Annotated in this window: 24 protein-coding genes; 3 read left to right on the plus strand and 21 right to left on the minus strand. The window is 58.5% G+C overall.

Features of this window, described 5'->3' with window-relative positions; all coding sequences use genetic code 11:
• Positions 1 to 252 precede the first annotated feature (252 nt).
• Positions 253 to 918 carry a hypothetical protein gene (locus BM235_RS00005; RefSeq protein ID WP_090108492.1) on the minus strand — a complete coding sequence of 222 codons (666 nt, stop codon included), beginning with the start codon at positions 916 to 918 and terminating at the stop codon, positions 253 to 255.
• 351 nt (positions 919 to 1,269) lie between these two features.
• Complete coding sequence (locus BM235_RS00010; protein WP_090108493.1) at positions 1,270 to 2,169, minus strand: nucleotidyltransferase-like protein; 900 nt, start codon at positions 2,167 to 2,169, stop codon at positions 1,270 to 1,272.
• 164 nt (positions 2,170 to 2,333) lie between these two features.
• On the opposite strand from BM235_RS00010, the gene BM235_RS00015 reads away from it, so the two are divergent.
• Positions 2,334 to 2,708, plus strand: coding sequence for a DUF2614 family zinc ribbon-containing protein (locus BM235_RS00015; RefSeq protein ID WP_090108494.1), 375 nt, complete (start codon positions 2,334 to 2,336; stop codon positions 2,706 to 2,708).
• Between the two features lie 62 nt (positions 2,709 to 2,770).
• Here the strand turns inward: BM235_RS00015 and BM235_RS00020 are convergent, their stop codons facing one another.
• The 8 genes from BM235_RS00020 to gatC form a co-directional block, all read right to left on the minus strand.
• Positions 2,771 to 4,516: a glycosyl hydrolase family 18 protein gene (locus BM235_RS00020; protein ID WP_090108495.1), complete on the minus strand. Its 1,746-nt coding sequence runs from the start codon at positions 4,514 to 4,516 to the stop codon at positions 2,771 to 2,773.
• A gap of 141 nt (positions 4,517 to 4,657) precedes the next feature.
• The gene (locus BM235_RS00025) at positions 4,658 to 5,089 is read right to left on the minus strand and encodes a Fur family transcriptional regulator (protein WP_090108496.1); all 432 of its coding nucleotides are present in this window, start codon (positions 5,087 to 5,089) and stop codon (positions 4,658 to 4,660) included.
• A 103-nt stretch (positions 5,090 to 5,192) separates the two neighbouring features.
• A complete protein-coding gene (locus BM235_RS00030; RefSeq protein WP_090108497.1) occupies positions 5,193 to 5,858 on the minus strand; it encodes a hypothetical protein in 666 nt (221 codons plus the stop codon).
• A 28-nt stretch (positions 5,859 to 5,886) separates the two neighbouring features.
• A complete protein-coding gene (locus BM235_RS00035; RefSeq protein ID WP_090108498.1) occupies positions 5,887 to 6,585 on the minus strand; it encodes an MgtC/SapB family protein in 699 nt (232 codons plus the stop codon).
• Between the two features lie 84 nt (positions 6,586 to 6,669).
• Positions 6,670 to 7,140, minus strand: a complete 471-nt coding sequence (locus BM235_RS00040; protein WP_158543619.1) for a GNAT family N-acetyltransferase — start codon at positions 7,138 to 7,140, stop codon at positions 6,670 to 6,672.
• A 72-nt stretch (positions 7,141 to 7,212) separates the two neighbouring features.
• Positions 7,213 to 8,658, minus strand: a complete 1,446-nt coding sequence (gene gatB, locus BM235_RS00045) for an Asp-tRNA(Asn)/Glu-tRNA(Gln) amidotransferase subunit GatB (RefSeq protein WP_090108500.1) — start codon at positions 8,656 to 8,658, stop codon at positions 7,213 to 7,215.
• A gap of 18 nt (positions 8,659 to 8,676) precedes the next feature.
• The gene (gene gatA, locus BM235_RS00050) at positions 8,677 to 10,128 is read right to left on the minus strand and encodes an Asp-tRNA(Asn)/Glu-tRNA(Gln) amidotransferase subunit GatA (protein ID WP_090108501.1); all 1,452 of its coding nucleotides are present in this window, start codon (positions 10,126 to 10,128) and stop codon (positions 8,677 to 8,679) included.
• Between the two features lie 24 nt (positions 10,129 to 10,152).
• A complete protein-coding gene (gene gatC / locus BM235_RS00055) occupies positions 10,153 to 10,440 on the minus strand; it encodes an Asp-tRNA(Asn)/Glu-tRNA(Gln) amidotransferase subunit GatC (protein WP_090108502.1) in 288 nt (95 codons plus the stop codon).
• Positions 10,441 to 10,633: 193 nt separating this feature from the next.
• Here gatC and BM235_RS00060 point away from each other — a divergent pair, with 193 nt between their 5' ends.
• Positions 10,634 to 11,710, plus strand: coding sequence for an EAL domain-containing protein (locus tag BM235_RS00060; protein WP_090108503.1), 1,077 nt, complete (start codon positions 10,634 to 10,636; stop codon positions 11,708 to 11,710).
• Positions 11,711 to 11,737: 27 nt separating this feature from the next.
• On the plus strand, positions 11,738 to 12,157 hold the full coding sequence (locus BM235_RS00065; RefSeq protein WP_090108504.1) for an organic hydroperoxide resistance protein: 420 nt from the start codon (positions 11,738 to 11,740) through the stop codon (positions 12,155 to 12,157).
• 78 nt (positions 12,158 to 12,235) lie between these two features.
• Here BM235_RS00065 and BM235_RS00070 read toward each other — a convergent pair whose 3' ends face one another.
• From BM235_RS00070 to BM235_RS00110, 11 genes are all read right to left on the minus strand, one after another.
• On the minus strand, positions 12,236 to 12,613 hold the full coding sequence (locus BM235_RS00070) for an ATPase (RefSeq protein WP_090108505.1): 378 nt from the start codon (positions 12,611 to 12,613) through the stop codon (positions 12,236 to 12,238).
• A gap of 98 nt (positions 12,614 to 12,711) precedes the next feature.
• Complete coding sequence (locus tag BM235_RS00075; protein ID WP_255373993.1) at positions 12,712 to 13,926, minus strand: M24 family metallopeptidase; 1,215 nt, start codon at positions 13,924 to 13,926, stop codon at positions 12,712 to 12,714.
• Positions 13,927 to 14,056: 130 nt separating this feature from the next.
• Positions 14,057 to 14,542: a hypothetical protein gene (locus BM235_RS00080; RefSeq protein WP_090108506.1), complete on the minus strand. Its 486-nt coding sequence runs from the start codon at positions 14,540 to 14,542 to the stop codon at positions 14,057 to 14,059.
• Between the two features lie 20 nt (positions 14,543 to 14,562).
• Entirely contained in the window at positions 14,563 to 14,988 is a 426-nt protein-coding gene (locus BM235_RS00085; RefSeq protein ID WP_090108507.1) for a hypothetical protein, read from the minus strand.
• Complete coding sequence (locus BM235_RS31855; protein ID WP_158543620.1) at positions 14,985 to 15,131, minus strand: hypothetical protein; 147 nt, start codon at positions 15,129 to 15,131, stop codon at positions 14,985 to 14,987. Before BM235_RS31855 ends, BM235_RS00085 begins: the two co-directional genes overlap by 4 nt.
• Positions 15,132 to 15,164: 33 nt before the next feature.
• Positions 15,165 to 15,314, minus strand: a complete 150-nt coding sequence (locus BM235_RS31860; protein ID WP_177244168.1) for a hypothetical protein — start codon at positions 15,312 to 15,314, stop codon at positions 15,165 to 15,167.
• 54 nt (positions 15,315 to 15,368) lie between these two features.
• A complete protein-coding gene (locus tag BM235_RS00090) occupies positions 15,369 to 16,262 on the minus strand; it encodes a hypothetical protein (protein ID WP_090108508.1) in 894 nt (297 codons plus the stop codon).
• Positions 16,263 to 16,325: 63 nt separating this feature from the next.
• Positions 16,326 to 17,285, minus strand: a complete 960-nt coding sequence (locus tag BM235_RS00095; protein WP_255373994.1) for a hypothetical protein — start codon at positions 17,283 to 17,285, stop codon at positions 16,326 to 16,328.
• Positions 17,249 to 18,709: a CpaF/VirB11 family protein gene (locus BM235_RS00100; protein WP_090108509.1), complete on the minus strand. Its 1,461-nt coding sequence runs from the start codon at positions 18,707 to 18,709 to the stop codon at positions 17,249 to 17,251. The genes BM235_RS00095 and BM235_RS00100 overlap by 37 nt, the downstream gene beginning before the upstream one ends.
• Positions 18,706 to 19,551, minus strand: coding sequence for a P-loop NTPase family protein (locus BM235_RS00105; protein WP_090108510.1), 846 nt, complete (start codon positions 19,549 to 19,551; stop codon positions 18,706 to 18,708). The genes BM235_RS00100 and BM235_RS00105 overlap by 4 nt, the downstream gene beginning before the upstream one ends.
• Complete coding sequence (locus BM235_RS00110) at positions 19,548 to 20,264, minus strand: CpaB family protein (RefSeq protein WP_090108511.1); 717 nt, start codon at positions 20,262 to 20,264, stop codon at positions 19,548 to 19,550. Before BM235_RS00110 ends, BM235_RS00105 begins: the two co-directional genes overlap by 4 nt.
• Positions 20,265 to 20,448: the final 184 nt, after the last annotated feature.

Below are 20,448 nucleotides of genomic sequence, written 5' to 3' on the forward strand. Positions count from 1 at the left end.
TAACGCTCGATGTTCAGTTTTCAAGGAGCAATCTCGTCTTCGCTCTCGGCCTCTTGCTCGGCGGCCTCTCAGCGGCGACTTGAATAATATATCACAGCAGCCCAGATCAATGCAAGCATTTTTTTCAACCGCTCGGCATTTTCTTTTACGCTGCCGTTCGCCAAATCCTTCTGTCGAAGGCGGCGAGAACTAATTTATCACAGATGTACAGGCTCCGTCAACACCAAATGTCGATTTATTTCGAGCTTTGTTTTACGTCCACGGTATGGTCTGAATGCCTTCGTTAAGCGTCGCCATATGCAGTTGTCCTTTCCCCAGATCCACGTCCGTTACCGGACACCCTAACGATACGGACACGAGCGAAAATTGACTGCGGATCTTCGCCGCTCTGTATAGGCCCCGGTCCGTACAAAAGAACAGGCTATGTCCGAGCCTTACCGCGTTAAACGCGAAATTGCCGGGCATGCGGAACCGATTGAAGCCGCCTTTCAAGTCCCCAAGCGCGATCTCCCCGCTCTCGGCGATTCCAAGAAGCGCGCCATCCATTGCAGCCAGTCGGACAATCGCCGTCCTAAGCGGGAACTGTTCCCAGGCGCAGGTCAAACGATCGTACAGGGCGATTCCCCAGGGCAAGGCCAAAAAAATAAAGTGAGGCGTGGCGAACAAATCGTACACCGGATTTTCGGCAGAGGCGATATTTTTCCATCCCTTATCCGTACGGCACCACAGTCCTCGCTCCGTCGCCGCAAACCCGATGCCGCCGATTTCTTTGTACGCATAACAGACGAAGGGCAGACGCAAATCCGTCCAACGGCCGTTGCCTAGACTGTACAGCCCATGGTTCGTACAAGCGACAATTGAACTCCGCGAAGCCGCTTCGAGGCGGTTTACGTGCACTTTCGGCGGGATTCCTTCCATAAATGCTTCCCAACCTCCATCTCCGGACGATCTCCATAGACCGCGCCCGGCTGGTGAAATAAGAAGCTTGCGATCGTCAAGCGTTCGAACCGCGGACTGGTGAAACAGCAGATGCTCCATTCGGGATGGATTTTGGGACATCAATAATCGCTCCTCAGAATCGATAATGATAATCGTTATCAATAAAAACGATTATAGCTTTCCCTTCTTCATCACGCAAGCTGCGCGGTACACATTTCGTGAGCATTGAATGACGATCCAGTCGCCGCTATCGCTCCGCATTTTTCAATTTGAAAGGCTTGTTCGTTAAAAAGAGCCCTCCGAGGAGGACTCCGTTTCGTTTTCATGCGATTATTCGAAACCTGATGCGGTATAACGAAGGTCGAGTAAATGAAGGCCGTGTTCCTTGACGCCTCTCGTGATTTCCGCCACATACCCTCGATGCGCGAGCTTGCGGAGAAGTGGGGTCAGTTCAAGATGCAGATCCGAGAGCGCCGGGTGATCTTGTAGTTCAGACAGACTCCAAGGTTCCGGTCTGCTTTGCAAAATGCGCAGAAGCAGCGACGACGAGGTCTTCATTTTCGTCAATACGGCGAACTCGACGGCAAGGATCACGAGATTCACCCGTTGCTCCATCGTTTCCCAGCTTGAGGTCAATTCGTCGTACAACTTGAAAATGCCCGGATTTACGCGCCTTACTTGTTCCCACAAGCTCGGCTCGGGATGAAGCGTTTCTTCTATAATAGCGATATGGGCCCAATGATTCAGCGCCGCCAATATATTCGTATAGGCGTCCATCGCGTGTTGATCCTTTAAATTCTGCTTAGCCTGCAGGTATGCGCCCAAAAATCGCGAGTACTCGCTGATGAGACGCCGCTCGCGCAGTTGCTCGGGCCACCGGTCAAGCCTATCCCTCGTGGCGGCGAGATAGCCGTCCCTGTCCAGCAACACTTCGCCGTCGGTCAGCCATTGAAAAAACGGCTGCCAATGCTCGCCGGCCGCGATCCACGCATTCAACCGCTCGGGGGTCGACCTGCGCACCATGATCGTCATGTCGCTCCACTTCCAGTGCTCCTCCGAGGCCTTGCCTGCGATATGTCCGTTTTCGTACAGCGCAAGGATCAAACGATCCATCCCGCCGATCAAGGAAGGAGAGCCCTCGAAGTTCTTCACGAGCAAAAGCCCGCAGAGACGCTCGTCGGAGCCGAACAGTGCCGTATAAAATAGATTGGTGTCTTCGAGACGCTTCATGAAATTTCACCGCCGTAGTCAGGCTTTGAAGTGGCTTGCCTGCTATTTGTAGGCTATAATGAGATATCTCTATTCGTGGAATAGCTCGACAGTTTATTTTAATTCTACGCCGGGCGCAAGTTTCCTGCCGACAGGCGAATTAAGATCATGGGGGCAATTAGGCAATGAAAATGAAGGCCAGCAAAATTTCGACGATGCGCACTTGGGGGCTGCTGCTGGTGCTCGGCGGAATGGGACTCATGGTGCTCGGGACAAGCGGCATCATCCTGTTCGGGCAAGTCGGGAAGATCATCGCCGCGATCTTTATGGTCATCGGCATTCTCACTTGCGGGGCGAGCATGTTCATCTATTTCTGGGTCGGCATGTTATCGACCAGCGCGCCGGTCATCGAATGTCCCGAGTGCGGCAAGCGTACGAAAATGCTCGGTAAAACCGACCGGTGCATGTACTGCCACACGATCCTGACTTGGGATCCTTCCCAGGCGACGAACGTTTCGACCGCGAAGGAACACGAATCCTCCCCGTCGACGACGGTATAACAAAGGGCGCTTCGCCGCATCTCGCGGCAAGCGCCCTTTCTGTTGCAATTCATCGCGGGGGTTTACGGATAACTTTGCAACGCCTTATCCAGCACGCTCCAAATGCCATCCGACGCAAACGCGCGGTTCCAGGAAGCAACGCCGGCCAGCTTGTATTTTTTGACGAGCTGCACCCTCGCTTGAACCGAGGCTTCGTCTTCGAGCCAAATGCGCTGCAGTGCGCCGTTTTCTTTGAATTCGACGTAGTGCTGTCCCGTCTCTTCGGAAAGCGCGGGCGTCAGCTTGTTGTCTTCGATCAGCTGCTGCGCCGCGTCCATTCCGATGGCCTTGGACGACACCTCGACTTTCCCTTTATCGTCTGTCTTTTCGGTCCATAATCTCGTATAGAACGGAACGCCCAAGATCAACTGGCTTGGCGCCACGCCGTCTTCCTTCAAAATTTTCGTAATGGCGTTTTCCGTCCAAGGCAGCGAGGCGACGGAGCCGGACACCGGACTGGCAGCCCAATGCTCGTCGTAAGCCATCAGAATCAGATAGTCGACGGCACCGGCTAGGCGCCCCCGGTCGAGGTAAGCCGACCACATCTCGCTATTCGACTTCGGCGTCACGTCGATCGAAACGGATAGGCCCTGCTCGTGCATGAGCGGCGTTAGTTCGCGAACGAATTGAATCAGGTTGTCTTTATCTTTGGTATACACGTTTTCGAAATCAAGGTTAATGCCTTGCACCCTAAAGGTACGCGCGTAAGCGATCAATTGCTGAACCATCATGTTGCGGGAAGCGTACGAGGAGAGCGCTTCGTGCGTAAGATCGGGTTCGAACGAGTTGCCGAACATCGCCCATACCTGCATGCCTTTATTCCGCGCCCAAGCGGAATAGGCCGCATCGGCTTTGCTATGAATATTGCCCTTGCCGTCCGTTAGCGAAAACCAGCTCGGACTGACGACGTTGACGCCGTTCCAGTCTCCGATCTTCGCGGGATCCGGCTGAACGTTATAAATGGCGTCCCAAGTCAAATTGATCCGCTTGCCGGTCACCTTCCAAGGCACGTACGGCTCATCCTGCTCGGTAACGGCGCCCGAGGTCGTCTCTTCAACGCCGACCAGCGCGATGTCGCGCTTGCTCGCATAACCGATGAAGCCATCGGAAGATTGAACGCGGTACCAGCCCTCTTCTTCTCCCCACACGACGACGGTGGATCCGGCCTGCAGATCCTGCACGATCGGGTTCGACTTGCCCGCGCCGCTGCGCAATTTGGCGCCTTTGCCGCTCGCCGGTACTTCACCCTTCTGAATCGCGAGGCCTGGCTGGGTCAAGGTGACGATGCCCGTAGTCGCATCCGTCACTGCGGTCAAACCGAACAGCTGCTGAAGCGGCGCGGATGGCAGATACAGCGTTCCGTCCCCCGCCTTTTTGGCGCCAAAACTCATATTAAAAGGCTTAGCGTTGAGCGTCGCGCTCAGCTTGCCTGTCTTAAAATGAAGCACGCTCGTATCCGAGGTTAAAATAACGGACTCCGTCTCCGCCTCGTAACGCACGCCGTCTTCGATCAATTCTTTGGCGAGCGGAAGCGGGATCCATAATCCTTCTCCTTCGCCCAGCGCATAATCGCCGGTCCATTCTCCCTTGTTCATAATCGGATGCGCCTTAGCCATATAATCGGGCTTCTCGTGGTCCCGATTCGGCTGGGAGGACCACCATGCGAACGCAACCGCCGCGGCGGAAAGGCAAAACAATAGCAAGAGGCCTAAGATCGGCGCCATTTTTCTGCGCCGCTTGCCGCGTCCGCCTATCATCGTCGTCTGCAATCTCTCACTCTCCTATTTCTATTCTATAAAAGGACGAACGAAAAGCGTTAGAGGTTTCGACCAATATTTGCCCGCGATATAACAAACGCGCCGGATGCCCGGCGCGATCTATGCACGTATTCGTCAAGTAGATAAAGAAAATCAGGACATAAGTCCGCGGCAAGTGGGGCAAAGACCGTAAATCTCCATACGATGTCCTTGCACGAGGAATCCCGTACGCTCAGCCGCCGCGCGTTCGACCTCCACGACCGGATCGTGATCGAAATCGACCATCGCGCCGCATCCGGTGCAAATGGCATGATAATGATCGGACAGGTCCGCATCGAACCGGCTGGAATCGTCGCCATAGGTCAACTCCCGGATTAATCCGGCATCGACGAAAAGCTTCAGGTTGTTATAAACGGTAGCCACGCTCAAACTAGGATAAGCCGGGGACAACGACTTGAAAATATCGTCGGCCGTCGGATGCGAAGTAGACTCCATCAAGTACTTCAAAATCGCGTATCGCTGCGGCGTCATCCGGACGCCTCCGGATTTGAGCTGGTCCACGGCATGATAGATCCGGGTTTCCATGCTCCTCACAGCCTTTCCTTCGGGTTAAACTATATTTTAAGCGGTTTAAAAAGGCGCTGTCAATGGCAAAGGCCGCCACGAGGGTGACGGCCCTGCATCATCTTTAAGATTTACGACCTTGCTGGCCCCGATTTTCCCATAGCCAGAGCGCGGCGCCGGCCCCGATCAATACGATCGCGCCGATCATCGCCCCCGCCGAATGGAATAGCCAGCGAATGTTGGAGGACCCGAGCAGAATGGCCGCGCCTGCCGCCAGCAGCACGAGGCTGAGCGCGGGGAAGGCCCGCGAATCGCCTTCGGCGTGGGAAGCGGGACGCCCGTCCCAGCCGTACGGCGGCTGACGATAGAGGTAACCTCCCGAGGCGATCCGTTCGTTGACGGCCTCGGCGCTCTGCAGCGTATCGAAAATATTGTACAAGTAAATGATCGGCAAAAGCAGGCTGACGAGCACGACGGTCAGCACGTTCCCTTCCATCTCCTGGACGACGAAGACGACGCCGCAAATGTTGAGCGCGAGAAGCAGCATCATCATGACGCCTTTGCCCATGAGTCCTAAGTACATGTAGCCGGTCCCCGGGAAAATAAAAGCAAACAATCCCGCCAGGAACTTGCTCTTCTTTTGGCGCGTCGATGCCGCTGCGCTTTGCTCGTAGCCCGGCGGATACGGCAGGGTGCCCGGATCGGTCCAGACAGTCTCTCCGGAGGAACCCTGCGAGGCATTGGAGGGCTGTTCCTGCGGCTGCTGCCATTCATTGTTCTCGTTATTCATCATTCATCCCCCGACATCAATTTTGGCGCTACTCCGCGGACACGGTCCGAATGCCTTCAAGCCTGCGCAGTTGCTCCGCGAGCGAAACCGCCTGCAGCGGATCGCCGAGCCGGATCGTCAACCGGATCCGGATGCTGCCTTCTCCCCTGATCTCGATCGAGCCCTCGTCGAATTGAACCTTGATCAACTTGGCTTCCTTCGCTTCCAGCAGCAGACGAATCGGCTCCGTGAGCTCACGATCGGCTTGCGCCGCCACGGTGAAAACGAACTCTCGCGGATGGGCGACGTATCGCTTTTCGACGACGTTCAGCCCCCACAGCACCGCGAGCGCCAAAAAAACCGTAAACGATGCGCCCACGTAGAAGCCGGCTCCCACCGCAAGCCCGATCGCCATGACGACCCACAGGGACGCTGCCGTCGTTAAGCCTTTGATCGATTTTCCCGTGAATAAAATCGTGCCAGCGCCTAGAAAGCCGATGCCCGTGATCGCCTGGGCGGCCAGCCTGGCCGGATCCCGGTTCACGCCGTACTCCCCTGCGAATTCGGAGAAGCCGTAAATCGAGAGCAACATGATCAAACAGGAGCCCAAGCTGACGAGCGTATGCGTCCGTAAGCCTGCGGCATGGTTTTTGCGCTCGCGCTCGTAGCCGATCAAGGCGCCGAGCAGCGCGGACAGCAGAAGACGAAGCATCAGGTGCCAATCGTCGATTACCCATGGATTGTCCAAATTAGTATCACGCCTTATAAGTCACATTTTACTTGCTGATCGCGGGCACCGGCAACGGCTTCCCGTCGGGGAGAGATGCCCGACTTAGGTCTTGGGCGGCCGCTTCATGGTGATCATCGTAATATCCTCCCGAGGATGGAAGGTGTCGACTGCACCGAAGCCATGGCGCTCGTACAGCGCGATTGCGGGGATGTTGCGCGCCTCGGCCGTAACCTCCCATGCCGCGACCTCTTTCCATGCTTGCATCATATGCGAGATCAGCGCCCCTGCGATTCCTTGGCGCAAATGATCCGGGTGCACCATCATCCTGCTGATGACGCCGGAACCGTCCTTGGCAAACTCCGCGGCGATCGCGCCGATCAGCTCTCCGTCTTCGTCTCTGCAACCCCAGAACGTCTCCTCCGACGCTTGAAGGGAAGCGGTCGTATCGTGCAGGGGAGGAAGGTCCGGAACGCCGATCAGCTCGGCTTCGATCCGGTAAGCGGCGTGCTGAAGTCGCCAGAGATCGCCGGCATTGTCCGGGCTGGTCAGGTCCAGCCGCTCAATCGTTGGCATCGCGCCAGCTCCTCCTGAGGATTTTAAAAAAGGCGGCTTCCCACCAGTCGGGTATGCCGCCATTAGCCATTCTTATGAATTCTTCAAACGGTCCATGAGCAGTTTGTTGACGAGGCCCGGATTGGCCTTGCCCTTCGTCTCCTTCATGATCTGGCCGACGAGGAAGCCGATCGCCTTGTCCTTGCCACCGCGGAAATCTTCGACCGACTGCGGATTGGCCTCGACGATCCGGTCGACGATCGCCAAGATGGCGCCTTCGTCGCTGATCTGAACGAGCCCCTGCTCTTCAACGATTTGCTGCGGCAACTTGCCGGACTCCAGCATGGCCTTGAATACGGTCTTGGCGATCTTGGAGCTGATCGTGCCCTTGGCGATGAGCTGAATCATCTCGCCTAGCCCTTGGCCCGTGATGGGCACCTGCTGGATCTCCAGATTGTTCGCGTTCAAGTAACCGAGCAGATCGCCCATGATCCAGTTCGCCGACGCTTTGGCGTCGTCGGTATACTTCAGCGATTCCTCAAAGAAGTCGGCCAGCTTCATCGAGGACGTGATGACGCCGGCGTCGTAGGAAGGCAAGCCGTACCCCTGCGTATAGCGAGCCTGGCGCGCGTCCGGCAGCTCGGGAATTGAAGCGCGAACGCGATCCTTCCATTCCGCGTCGATCTGCACCCTTACGAGATCCGGATCAGGGAAATAACGGTAGTCGTGCGCTTCTTCCTTGGAGCGCATGCTGAACGTCTTGCCTTGCGATTCGTCCCAGCGGCGCGTCTCCTGTACGACCTTCCCGCCGCTGTCCAGCACGTCGGACTGGCGCATGACTTCGTACTCGAGGCCGCGCTGCACGCCGCGGAACGAATTCATGTTCTTCAGCTCGGTACGCGTGCCGAACTTCTCCTGGCCCCAAGGCCGGATGCTGACGTTGGCGTCGCAGCGCAGGCTGCCTTCTTCCATCTTGACGTCGGACACGTCGCAATATTGCATGATCGCCTTCAGCTTTTCCAAATAGGCCTTGGCCTCTTCGGGGGAGCGGATGTCCGGCTCGGACACGATCTCGACGAGTGGCGTGCCGACGCGGTTGAGGTCGACGAGCGAGCCGAGGCCGCCGTCCATATGCGTCAGCTTGCCCGCATCCTCCTCCAAGTGAAGTCGGGTGATGCCGATTCGCTTTGTCTGGCCGTTAACCTCGATGTCGATCCAGCCGTTAGAACCGATCGGCTCGTCGTACTGCGAGATCTGATAAGCCTTCGGCGAATCGGGATAAAAGTAGTTTTTTCGGTCGAACTTGCACCAGTCGGCGATCTCGCAGTTGATGGCCATGGCGGCCTTCATCGCGTATTCGACCGCCTGGCGGTTCAGAACGGGCAGCACGCCCGGATGGCCAAGGCACACGGGGCACGTATGGCTGTTGGGCGACGCCCCGAACGAGGTCTCGCAGCCGCAGAAGATCTTCGTCTTCGTGTGCAGCTCCACGTGCACTTCGAGGCCGACGACCGTCTCGTATGGGGATACGGTGGACATGAGTGGTAGTTCCTCCTATTAGAGCGCCGGGCGCAGCTTGTGGAATTCGGTCATGCCTTCGAAGGCATGGGCCGCGCGCAGCACGGTCGATTCGTCGAACGGCTTGCCGATAATCTGAAGTCCGACTGGCAGGCCGTCCGCCAGACCGCAGGGCACGCTGATCGCCGGCACGCCTGCAAGGCTCACCGGGATGGTGCAAATATCGTTCAGGTACATCGTGAGCGGATCGCCGACCTGCTCGCCGATGCGGAACGCCGTCGTAGGCGCCGTCGGTCCTACGATAAGGTCGAAGCGCTCGAACGCCTGGTCGAAATCGCGCTTGATGAGCGTACGGACCTGCTGCGCCTTTTTATAGTAAGCATCGTAATAGCCGGAGCTGAGCGCGTAAGTGCCCAGCATGATCCGCCGCTTGACTTCGGGGCCGAAGCCCTCGCTTCGGGACTTCTTGTAAAGGTCCAGAAGGTTGGCGGGATCTTCCGCTCGGACGCCGTATCGGACGCCGTCGAACCGCGCGAGGTTCGAGGATGCTTCGGACGAAGCCAGCAAATAATAAGTAGCGATCGCATAATCGGTATGCGGCAGGGACACTTCTTCCCATTCGGCGCCGAGGGATTCGAAAGTCTTGAGCGCCTCCATCACGCGCGCCTTGACCTGCGGATCGATGCCTTCGCCGAGGTATTCCTTGGCGACGCCGATACGCAGACCCTTGATGTCGCCGGTCAGCGCCGCCGTGTAATCGGGAATCTCGACGTTCGCCGACGTCGTGTCGCGCTTGTCGTGACCCGCGATCGTCTGCAGGACGTAAGCCGAATCCTCGACGTTCTTGGTTAGCGGGCCGATCTGGTCGAGGGACGACGCGAAGGCGACGAGGCCGTAACGCGAGACAAGACCGTAAGTCGGCTTCAAGCCCACGATGCCGCAATAAGCCGCGGGTAGGCGAATCGAGCCGCCGGTATCGGAGCCCAGGGAAAAATAAACTTGGCCGGCTGCGACGGACGCCGCCGAGCCGCCGCTTGAACCGCCGGGGACGCGCTCGGTGTCCCAAGGGTTGCGCGTCAACTGGAACGAAGAGTTCTCGTTAGAACCGCCCATGGCGAATTCGTCCATGTTCAGCTTGCCGATCGTGACGGACTGGGCAGCCTTCAGCTTCTCCACGACGGTCGCGTCGTAAATCGGGTCGTAGTTGGACAGAAATTGGCTCGCGCAAGTCGTGCGAAGACCTTCGGTGACGATGTTGTCTTTGATCCCTGCGGGCAAACCGTAAAGCAGCCCCCGCTCGGCCGCGCCCGATGCGTCCATGGCTTTGGCCTGGGCGAGCGCGCCTTCTTCGTTCAGCGTCAGAAAGGCGCCGATCTTCGCGTCCGTCTCGGAAATTCGGGCGACGGAAGCCTGAACGAGCTCCTGAACGGACAAGTCTCTATGATGAAGCCTGTCGTGCACTTCGGACAATCTCAGGTTAAACAGCGACAATGCAGCTTCCTCCTCGGAGTTGTTCTATTCCAGTACGGCCGGAACCTTGAATTGATCGTCTTCGGCTTCCGGCGCGTTGCGGAGCACCTTTTCGATCGGCAAGGAAGCCTTCGGCGCGTCTTCGCGCATGACGTTCGACATCGGCAGCACGTGGCTCGTCGGTTCGACGCCGGCCGTGTCGAGTCCGTTCAGCTTTTCGGCATATTTAAGGATGGCGTTCAATTGTCCCGTAAATTGCTCTTTTTCATCTTCGGTAAGCGTCAAGCGCGCCAAATTGGCGACGTGTTCGACGTCCTTCGCGGTGATGCTCATGGGCCGTTTCTCTCCTTTGCTTTCAGTACCCTTTCAATTCTCATTATTATATCGGACATGCCGGGGGAACTCAATGCGCGCAGGGCATTCCGAATTGTTTCATAAGGGCGATATTTGGGGAAATACTTAGATCGAATTGTCAGGGGTAGTCGGGTGTAAACGCCATTTATAAAAAATCAGGGAGGTTGTCTTGATGTTGACTCGTCAAGCCTTAGAACGGCAAGCGCCGCTGCGCGACAGCGGCTACGTCGAATTCAGAGCGGACAGGGACGCCGGCGCTGCCCGGACGTTGACGGAATTGCTCGGTCCTCCGGGGGAGGCCGGCTATTGGAGCATCCGGTACGATCACTACCAGCAGCTCCTGCAGATGCTTAACGCCGCCGACCGCAAGCTGACGGAAGCGGAGAAGCAATCGGTGGAATGCAGATTTTTCTTCGAAGAGCCGGCAGCGGCGGCGGAGCGGGATGAGAGCGACGGCTGGGTGCAAGCGGCGCGTCTGCTGACCGGATTCGGATCCCACCGCGTCGTCGATTATATCGCGAACCGTCGTTTTTCCAGTTATATGCAACCGATCGTGCAATTAAGCGGCACGCCCATCGGTTACGAAATGCTGCTGCGTCCGCTGCCCGAGCAGCCGCCGTTCCGGCCGTCAGAGCTGTTCGAGGCCGCTCGCGAGGCAGGCCTTCACTCCTTTCTGGACCGCGAGGCGAGGAACAGCGCCATCCGGGTCGCTTCGCGCCAACTGCCTGCCGGCGTCAAGAAGTTCATCAATTTTCTGCCGTCTTCGATCTACCGCCCGGACCAATGCCTTCAGCAGACCTTTGAACGTATTATCATGAGCGGCATGGATCCGGCCGACTTCGTGTTCGAGGTCGTGGAAACGGAACGCCTGGACGACGTGAAGCACCTGAATAAGGTGTTCGCGGCATATCGCAACATGGGCATCCGTCTTGCCATGGACGATCTGGGGGACGAATTCGCCACGGTCGAAGCGATGGAGCAGCTGCAGCCGGATTATATCAAGCTCGACCGCAAGTGGGTGACGGGCTGCGATGCCGACGCGGACAAGCAGCGCCGGATCGAAGACGTGCTCGAGCGGGCGTCCCGATTCCATGGCGTCGTGCTGGCCGAAGGCGTCGAGCGCGAGGAAGAATGGCGCTATCTGCGGGAAGCGGGCGTACCGCTCATGCAGGGATATCTGTTCGGCCGGCCCTCGCCCGTGCCGATGCCCGTCAGGTTCGAACGTACCGCTTCAACTGTCTCTGTCTGAATCGATCATCAAAGGAGCGATGTGAAAATGAACAAGATTTACACGGCGCAAGTGACCTCGAGAGGCGGCCGCGAAGGCTTCGTTAAATCGTCCGACGGCAAGCTGAACTTAAAGCTGTCCCAGCCGTCGGCTTCGGCCGACAGCGCGACGAACCCCGAGCAGCTGTTCGCAGCGGGTTATGCCGCCTGCTTTCACAGCGCGTTGAAGATGATCGCCAAAAACAAGGGCATCGAAACGGAAGGCTCGGAGGTAGCGGCCGAGGTGTCCTTATTCAAAGGGGATGCGGCGGATTTTAGATTGTCCGTCACGCTTAACGTGTCCGTCCCCGGACTCGATGCCGGCCAAACGCAGCAGCTGGCCGAAGAGGCGCATCAAGTATGTCCTTATTCCAGGGCGACTCGCGGCGATATCGACGTCGAGGTCAAAACGGCCGCTCCGCAACGCTAATCCCCGCCGGCAGACAATAATAAAAAAGCTTCCGAATCCGCTTCAAAGCGGTCCGGAAGCTTTTTTATAGAGGAACGTTTATATCCACGCCTTCAAGTTGACCAGCCGGATGAACTCCTCGCGGCTCTGCACCTCGCGCGGCGTCTCCTCCTCGGTCTCTTCCAGCTCGCCGTTCATGATGCGCTTGAACAGCTCCGCATTGTGCGTCGCCAGCGCGTAATCGATGAGCGCCTCGCGGCCGATCCGCTCCGCTTCGAGCTCGAGCAGCACTTCCTCCAGCTCGACGTCGGACGCGGGCACATAATATTGACGGTTCGCATTCGGAACCCGGATGATATAGTCGAAGGCGCTGTCGTTATTGCGGTCATAGGCGATGATATAGCCGTATTCGCCGACGGGCATATTCTGCTCGAAACGGTCGTTTACGATGATGATCTTCTCCCCCAGCTTCAGCATGCCGTTTCTCCCTCCCCTGATCAAGCGGACATAAATCGTAGCTGCTATCCTACTATCCTACTAGATAACGCGCCGATTGTCCAAGAGCAATAGACTTGTCAGGAGTGGAGAGGAAGACGGAATAGCCGCTCCGGCGACGCTGTCAGCGTTCGAAAGCCGTCGGCGGTAATGGCGTACGTGTTCTCGATACCCACGACGCCGCGTCCGGGGAACGTGAACTTGGGCTCGATCGCGAGCACGACGCCCGGCTCGAGCGGATCGGCAAAGCCGCGGGCGAGAACGGGCCATTCGTCGATCTCTAGACCGATGCCGTGGCCGAGGAATCGGACCTGATCCTCGCCGAAGCCCATGAAATGCGCGGCCAATCCTTCTTCGTCCGCCAACCGAAGCGCCTCCGCATACAGCGCTTCGGGGGACGCGCCGGGTCGCAGCAGGGACTCGACGTGCCTGAGGATTCGTACCGAGACGTCATATGCGCGCGATAGCTCCTCGTCCAGCTCGCCGATGACCGCCGTTCGGGTCTGGTCGATCGTATAGCCGTCGAGGCAGCAACCGATATCGAGCAGAATCGGCTCGCCGGCGCCGATGGGCCGCCGGCTCGCGCTCTGCGGCGCCGCCGGCGTCAACCCTCTGCCGCCGGCGGGTCCGTCGAAGTAAGAGGGCTCGGCAGCCGCATCTCCCGCAGCGACCATCCCCGTCATGATCTCTTGGTTGTAGCCGCGCATCCGCATAAGACCGATATGTCCGTGCCTGCGCATCTCGCTCTCGAGGATCGTCATGACCTCTAGCTCCGTCATGCCTTCGCGAATCCGGCCGAGCGCTACGTCGAGCGCGGCCGCGGCCGCTTGGGCCGCCGTCTCGATCAGCGCGATCTCGCCGGCCGACTTCACGGAGCGGACCCGCCTCATCATCGCTGAACCATCGCGCAGCTCCACATTCGGCGCCGCCTCCCGCAGCCGCAGAAAAGTTTGCGCCGGCAGCACGTCCAGGTCTGCGCCGACCGTCGGACGACGGCCGTCCGCGAACAGCTCCGGATAATCGCGGGCCAACGTGTCGCCGAACGAGCGAAACGAACCGAGCGGTACGGTCCTCGCCGCCGACTCCCGGATCGCCCGACTCAAGCTGCGGCGGACATAATAGGTCGGTTCGCCCTGCGCGGGAATAAACAAATAGCCGGTCTGCATCGAGCCCGACCAATAATACAATCCTACGTTCTGCGTAATCAAACAAGCTTGCAGGCCGCTTGCCGTCATCAGCCGTTGAAGACGGTGCCGTCTCTCCGCAAGCTCTTCCGCCGACCCAATCGCGTTCAAATCGAATGTCCCCTATCGTATGCGCTTTTCCTTAGTTTATCACATACGGGCACGCTAACGATCGGTTTGAAGGACTTGGCGGTATCGGATCGTTTCGCGATCCTGCAGCTCGGCATGATAAGATCGCGTTTCAAACGAATACCAGCTCGGCGGCGCCCTTCAAATCCCATTCGATCGGGTCGATGATCCCGAATACGCGCGGGCAAGCGATGTGAACGATCATAACGACGCCGGGCCGGCGTAGCGTAACCTCATAATTGTAAGCCGCATTGCGATACGTATAAGGAAAGGCGTAATGCTCGTTGATCACGGCGAATTCGACGATCTCGGGCGCCGTCTCCATCCACTCCCCCTCGAGGGGCGACAAATCGGCTGCGAGCCGCAAATTGGCTGCAAGATAGGCACGCGCAGTCGCTTCGGCTCGCGCGGAATCGATGGACACCGTGCCCGTTTCCAGCTTCAACTCGTCCAATTGCTGCGCTGCCGCATGCGCCGCTCGGTCGACGGCCCGCTTGCCTTCGTGCAAAGTACCCAGCGCCGTCTCCTCTTCGAGCTGCATCGCATGCAGCAGCCACCAGACGACGATCATCAGGAAGCTGAAAAGTAGCTTGTGCATGGGCGATAGCCTCCCTTCGCCTAGGGTACGTGTTCGCTCATCTTCATGCCCGCGGCCGCCATCCGGGCCGTGCTTGAAGGCGGATCTACGCCGATCAGCCTGTCGATGTCCATCAGACCGTCGTACGGATATCGGATCACGAGCCGCAGACCGTCGCCTCGTTGAAGCGGCGCCGTCGAGTCCGTACCCGGCATGCCGCTAGTCGTCGTCACCTCGTATTCGAGAATCTCTGGCCTGAATCCGTATTCGGACAATCGCGTCCTGGAATCGACGATCATCGCCGCATCGATGTATCCGTACCGTCCGCTCGCTCCGACCTCCAGCATATAATCGACCTCTTGCTGCAGCAGCGACTGACGAAGCACGACCACATGTTTGTAGACCGGAGAGAACATCAGCCAGCAGAACAATGTCGCGAACAGAACGAAGACAAGCAACTGCTTCATGGACTGATCCGGGCGATCGCGCCGGCCATTCCCGCGCCTGAATCGCGTATCTTAGCCTTGGTGCCCGTTTCCCCTCCAGCCACGTTATTATAGATGAGCGCGACGGTCAGGATGAGCATCACGGTCATCAGCAGCTGTCTCATGGCGAACTCCTCCTTGCCTCCGGACATGACTCCTTAAGGCTCCATCGATCCAAGCGTCGTATTAGCCGTCGTGCCGTGCGTCTCGATACGCGCTCTCGTCCCCGTCGTATCGTTCGCGACGATCCCGTTGAACATCAAGGCGACTACGATGAGCATCATGACGGTGATCAAAATATTCCGCATTATGAAGCACCTCCTTTCCATTCGGCCGGATTGCCGCGCAACGCTTTGTTTGCGCTAGGGCTTCAACACTTCGAACAGCTTCTGAGACTCCCGGACCCACGGGTACAGGAAGATTTGAAAGGTATAAAGAATCGGAAGCCCCGCCAGCACGAACAAAGCGTACGATGCCGTCTCCTTTCTCCCCGCCTTGGCGAGTTCGATGCTCGCCTTGTACTCGGCCAGCACGTCCCGGAGCATTCGGTATACTTCGTCGCTCTCGTGAAGGCGCATCGATCGCATCGTCTCGGCGAAGCTGTAACCCTCTGAGGTGCCCAGTCTCTCTTTGAAGCGAAGGAGCGCCTTGTCCGCGTCGTAGTACCATTCGTTCAGCAGCAGTTGAAAATCTCCGCGTATGATTCGGGTGTAAGGCATGCAGCGCATAAGCTTGCCGTGAAGGTGCATACGGGAGCCCATGTAATAAATCAACTGGTTCATGACGGCGATCAATTCTCTGCGAATCCGATCGCATCGATAACGCTTGAACGAATCCAGCAAAGCCTTGTCGATGGCGAGGATGAATGCCGGCACCGCGATCACGGGCAATACCTTCCAGAGCATGACATCGGAAAACATGCCGAGCGTCCCGAAAGTCACCGCTGCACCGCCTGTTATGACGCAAACGAATATCAGGCTTCTCCTCGATGCTAAATAGACAGCCGGCTCGAGTCTGATGCCGCATCCGGCGAGCAGCAGTCGCCTTTCCTGCAAGGCTGTGCTGTCAGTACCGCAGCCCGCCGCCCGTAGCCACCACTGCGGCGGTCCGCGCTTGCGCCAGTTGCCGAACGTGATCCGCCATCGCGGCTTTCGGTAAGTGACCGCGTGCAAAACGAATGCGACGCCGACGGCACCCGCTATAAATTGGACCAGCCATAATACGGTCGAGTACAGGGTCTGACTCATTCCCGCCAACCGGGTTCACCTCCCATGCCAGACCGGAAAGCAGCGCTTTTGACGCACTGCTGCGCCGCGCCTTCACATCTTTCGCCTGGACAAATACAATCCCATCAAAAACGATCCGAAAATGAGCACCAAAGCATTCAGCAGCATGCTCCGGCCCCCCGGATCCGATAAATAATACAAGGCGCTGGCTTCGGCGTTCAGCCTGAAATTGATGACCAAGAACAATCCGAGGAAGAAAAGAGGCGTAAAGTTAGCCAAACGGATCTCGAGCAGCCTGTGGCGCTCCGCGTGGTCGTCCATTCGCGCTTTGCGCATATCGTCGATGAGCTCCCGCAAATTGTCGGCGATGTTGTTGCCCTCGCTCAATGCAACCGCGAGCAAGCTGGAGAAATAATCCGCCCAAATATGACCGATAGACATCGAAAATCGCCGCAGGGTGCGTTCGTCATCGTGGTGGATATTCAGTTGGCGATAAAGCTCCTCGAATATCGCCTGCGTATCGCCAGGCAGCTGCCGCTCTTCGACCATCCGCTGCAGCGCGGTGCGAACGTGCCTGGAGCCGTTCACGAGGTAGCATTGATAAAAGAGCTCGGCCGCCGGCAGGAAATTAAGCCTGGCGGAAATCTGACGGTTGATCAGCGACATCCGCAGAAGACTGTACGGCAGCACGGCGAGCATCGCGCCCAGCAGCGCTGCCGAACGCAACGATTGGAAAACGATCGCGCCTCCCGCGATTCCCGCAAGCGCCAACCCGAAAGCCAGCTTCCAAAACGCGCTCGGCTTGATTCGCCATCCTGACGCAGAAAGAACGTCCGCCAAGTGCGTGAACATCGGCCGTAACCAGACGATGCTCGCTTGTTGGGCCGTCTCCTCCGTCTCGCTCCTGCCAAGCCGCCTTGAGCGGCTATGGCGATCCTCTGCCAAGGCCAACAACGCCTTGAGCGAAGCGAATAACAGCAAGAACAACAAGCAGCCAGCCGCTGCGAGACCCGCCGTCAGCATGAACGCGCCATTCGCTCGCCGCGAAGCCATACGCAGCTCTCGGGATCGAGCCTGCCGATCCGTTCCCAGGCGCGGTCGGATAACTCCGCCTTGAGCATCCAAGCATCCCGGCCTTCGTCGTATCGCGCCCAATCCCGAACCTCGACCGTATCGCCGCTGCAGACGTATTCCCCGATCCTGACCAGCTTCCGGCTGCCGCCGACCATCCGCATCTCGAACCCGATCTGCGTGACATGCTCCGCGATCCGGCGGGTTAATCGGACTGCATTCATGGCTCTTCCGTCAAGCATGCACATGTCCGTGATGGCGTCAGGCACGTCCTCCAGACTGTTCGCATGGACCGACGTGATGCTGCCTTCGTGTCCTCGCGTGCAAGCTCGCACATAGATGTTGGCATCCGCATCGCGAATCTCGGCGTGACAGATTCGCTGCGGCGACTGGCGCAGCGCCAGCTTGAACGCCTGCTGCGGGCCATGCTGCGGATCGTCCTCGTCCGCCTCGTATTCGATAACGTTTTTTTCGGGAAAATCCCGCTGCAGCCGCAGTTCGAACCTGCCCTCGATCGTCACGATCCGCTCCTCGTCGGGCATCGCCGCGATCAATGCCTTGATCAGATGGGTCTTGCCCGTATTCGTAGGACCGATCACGACCATGTTGAAACGGGACTTCACGATGCAGCGCAGCAGTTTGTACACGGACTCGTCGATCGAGCGATACTCAGGTCTGAGCAGCGTCTGCAGATCGAATCGCCTCACGGTGTAGAAACGAATCGTGAGCGAGGGCTGCGCCGTAAAACCGAAGCCGGTCATCGTCACCCGCGAGCCGTCCTGGAGCAGCACCTCCGCCCACCGCTTGCGCGGGCTGATCGAATCGTCATTGAACAGCACGAGATTCTGTTGAATCCGCTCCACCTGCGCGAGCGAGTTGAAGCTGAAGGCGGAACGGGTCGCCACGCCGTCTCTTACCTCGAAAATGCGCGTCCCCACGACCTGCACCTCCTCGAGTCCTTCACGGTCCTTAAGCACGAGTTCGAGCACGTTGAGGCCGATGACCTCCGCGAACAGCGCTTCGGCGAGCGAGCCGTAAGGCAGCGGTCCAAAGCTGGCATGCTGAAGGCGTTTTTTAATGATCCAATCGGACAAAATGGCCAGCAGTTCTTGCCGCTCCTGCGGAAACCCGATCACGGCCCGATTGAGCTTTTCCGCGTAACGTCTTCGGTCCTCGTCGCTGAAGCCTCGCGGCGCCGCCAGCATATGCCGGGCTTCCTCCGTCAAGGCGCCTAAGTCCTGCCCCCCGGAACCCAAGTCGCCCTCCTCCGAGGTGCCGTAGGGGACGAGGCCCTGCTTGTCCTCTTGAAGCCGCGCCGCATATGCCGCCGCGGAGAAGCGAGCCGACGCGTCTGGCGGTCGATCCTCGATCTGATCTTCGCCGGCTTGGCGATAAACAGCCGTCATCGGCCTCTGCTCCGATGCTGCAGCAGCCTCCGCAGCCAAGGCCGCTCGGTGCGCTTTAACCGCTCTTCCCAATTCAACTGCCGCAGCAGCGTACCCGCGACCGGATCGAAAGCGGAAGCGTGACGCTCGTCCGCCGCCAGCCATTCGTCCAGCCGCCCGCTGTCGAGCTGCAGGTGCACGCTCTCCGCGAGCTGCAGCTCGGACAGCGAAATGGCTCCCGTTTCTTTGCGAATTTCCTTCATCCCAAATCCCCCCGCGTGCCTGTATTTGCTCTGCATCAGCACTAGATGATAATTCGCAAGCGACAGCCCGAACTGCGAGCCTACCTGCCCCGTCCACCGGTTCACGTCTTCTTGGAAGTGCGTCAGGCTCCCGGTCGTCACTAGACAACGATGATCGGCCGCCCGCATGGCGCAAACCGTCGCGGCGTTGTCCCAGTAGGCGCTCACGTCCGCCACCGTCACGTCGAAAGCGTCTCGCGCGGCCGCGAGCAGCGTGTCCATCTGCTCCGGCTCGTAATACTCGGCCTGATCCCGCGCCAGATTCCCGAACAGCACGTGCAAGCCGTCAAGCCGCGAAGGCGCGAATGCATACTGTCTGAGCTTCGTACCCGTCATCGTGCCCGACTTCAGTTCCGGCCGCATGCTGCTGAGCGTGATCTCGGGCCTGTCGATGCCGAGATACAGATGCGTCTTGGCGCTCTTCAAGTTCAGGCACAGATAGCCGACGCGCTTGCCCGTCACAGAAGCGATCCGGTAAGCGGTCCCGAACGCAGCGAGCGAAGTCCCGATATTCGGCGTCGAGCCCGCGAACGCGATCAGCGATCCTCGTTGGCCGCTCATGAGCCCGCCGCCTCCCCCGACTCGAACGACGATGCGTCGAAGGCGACGATCAGCTTGGACTTCCCGTCCTTGCATGCGGTATCCAGCTCCAGCCACTGCGCTTCGGTCAAATTCAAGTTAACGGCGTCGATGTTGCCGTTCGCGTCCCGCCGGGAAGCATACATCCGTTCCTTGTCTCCTTCGGCCATGGACAGCAGATTCGAGCTCTTCGGATTGTCGATCTCTTGATTCGATGCCGTCTTGACCGCCGCCACGACGACCGGCTCCGCGAACAGCCTGCGCGACGCCCCGTCCTCCGCCGACAAGTATACGATCGCCCGGTCGCCTGCGCGAATGCCGCTGGAAACGGACTTCACATAGTCCCGCGGAACCTGAAAGGTCGCTTCCCCGACGCGCGGCAGAAGCCTGAACTTGTCCAGCTTCCATCTCAGCAGCGGCTCTCCGCCGCCGAGCGGGACGGAGGACTCCAATCCGTCCGCTTCGTCCATGTCGACGATCATCTCGCCGGTAACCGCGCCGCTAGGCAACCGGAGCTTCGTCAGCATCTCGCGGCCAAGCGAGGTGCCTGCGGGCACGAACTGCTTGGGCACGACGACCTCCGTCGTCTCCGTCAGCCTGATCTGCCTCATCTGCAGCAAATAAACGCCGTAGACGAGCAAACCGGATAATACGGCCGCGGAAACGCTGATCCGTATCTGTCTCCCTCTGTTCAAACGTCTCGTCCTCCCTTGACGGCGGCAAACAAAAAAACGCAGGCGCAAGAGAGACCGTGCTCTCTGTCGCCTGCGTTCTTCGCAGCCGTTGCTATACATATATCTTCGTACCGCCAATATAGCAGAGTACCGCGGGGCTTGTAAACCCCTTTTTTACCATTCTTCGACAATTTCCCGGGAAATC

The organism is Cohnella sp. OV330 (assembly GCF_900112065.1).
Taxonomy (GTDB): domain Bacteria; phylum Bacillota; class Bacilli; order Paenibacillales; family Paenibacillaceae; genus Cohnella.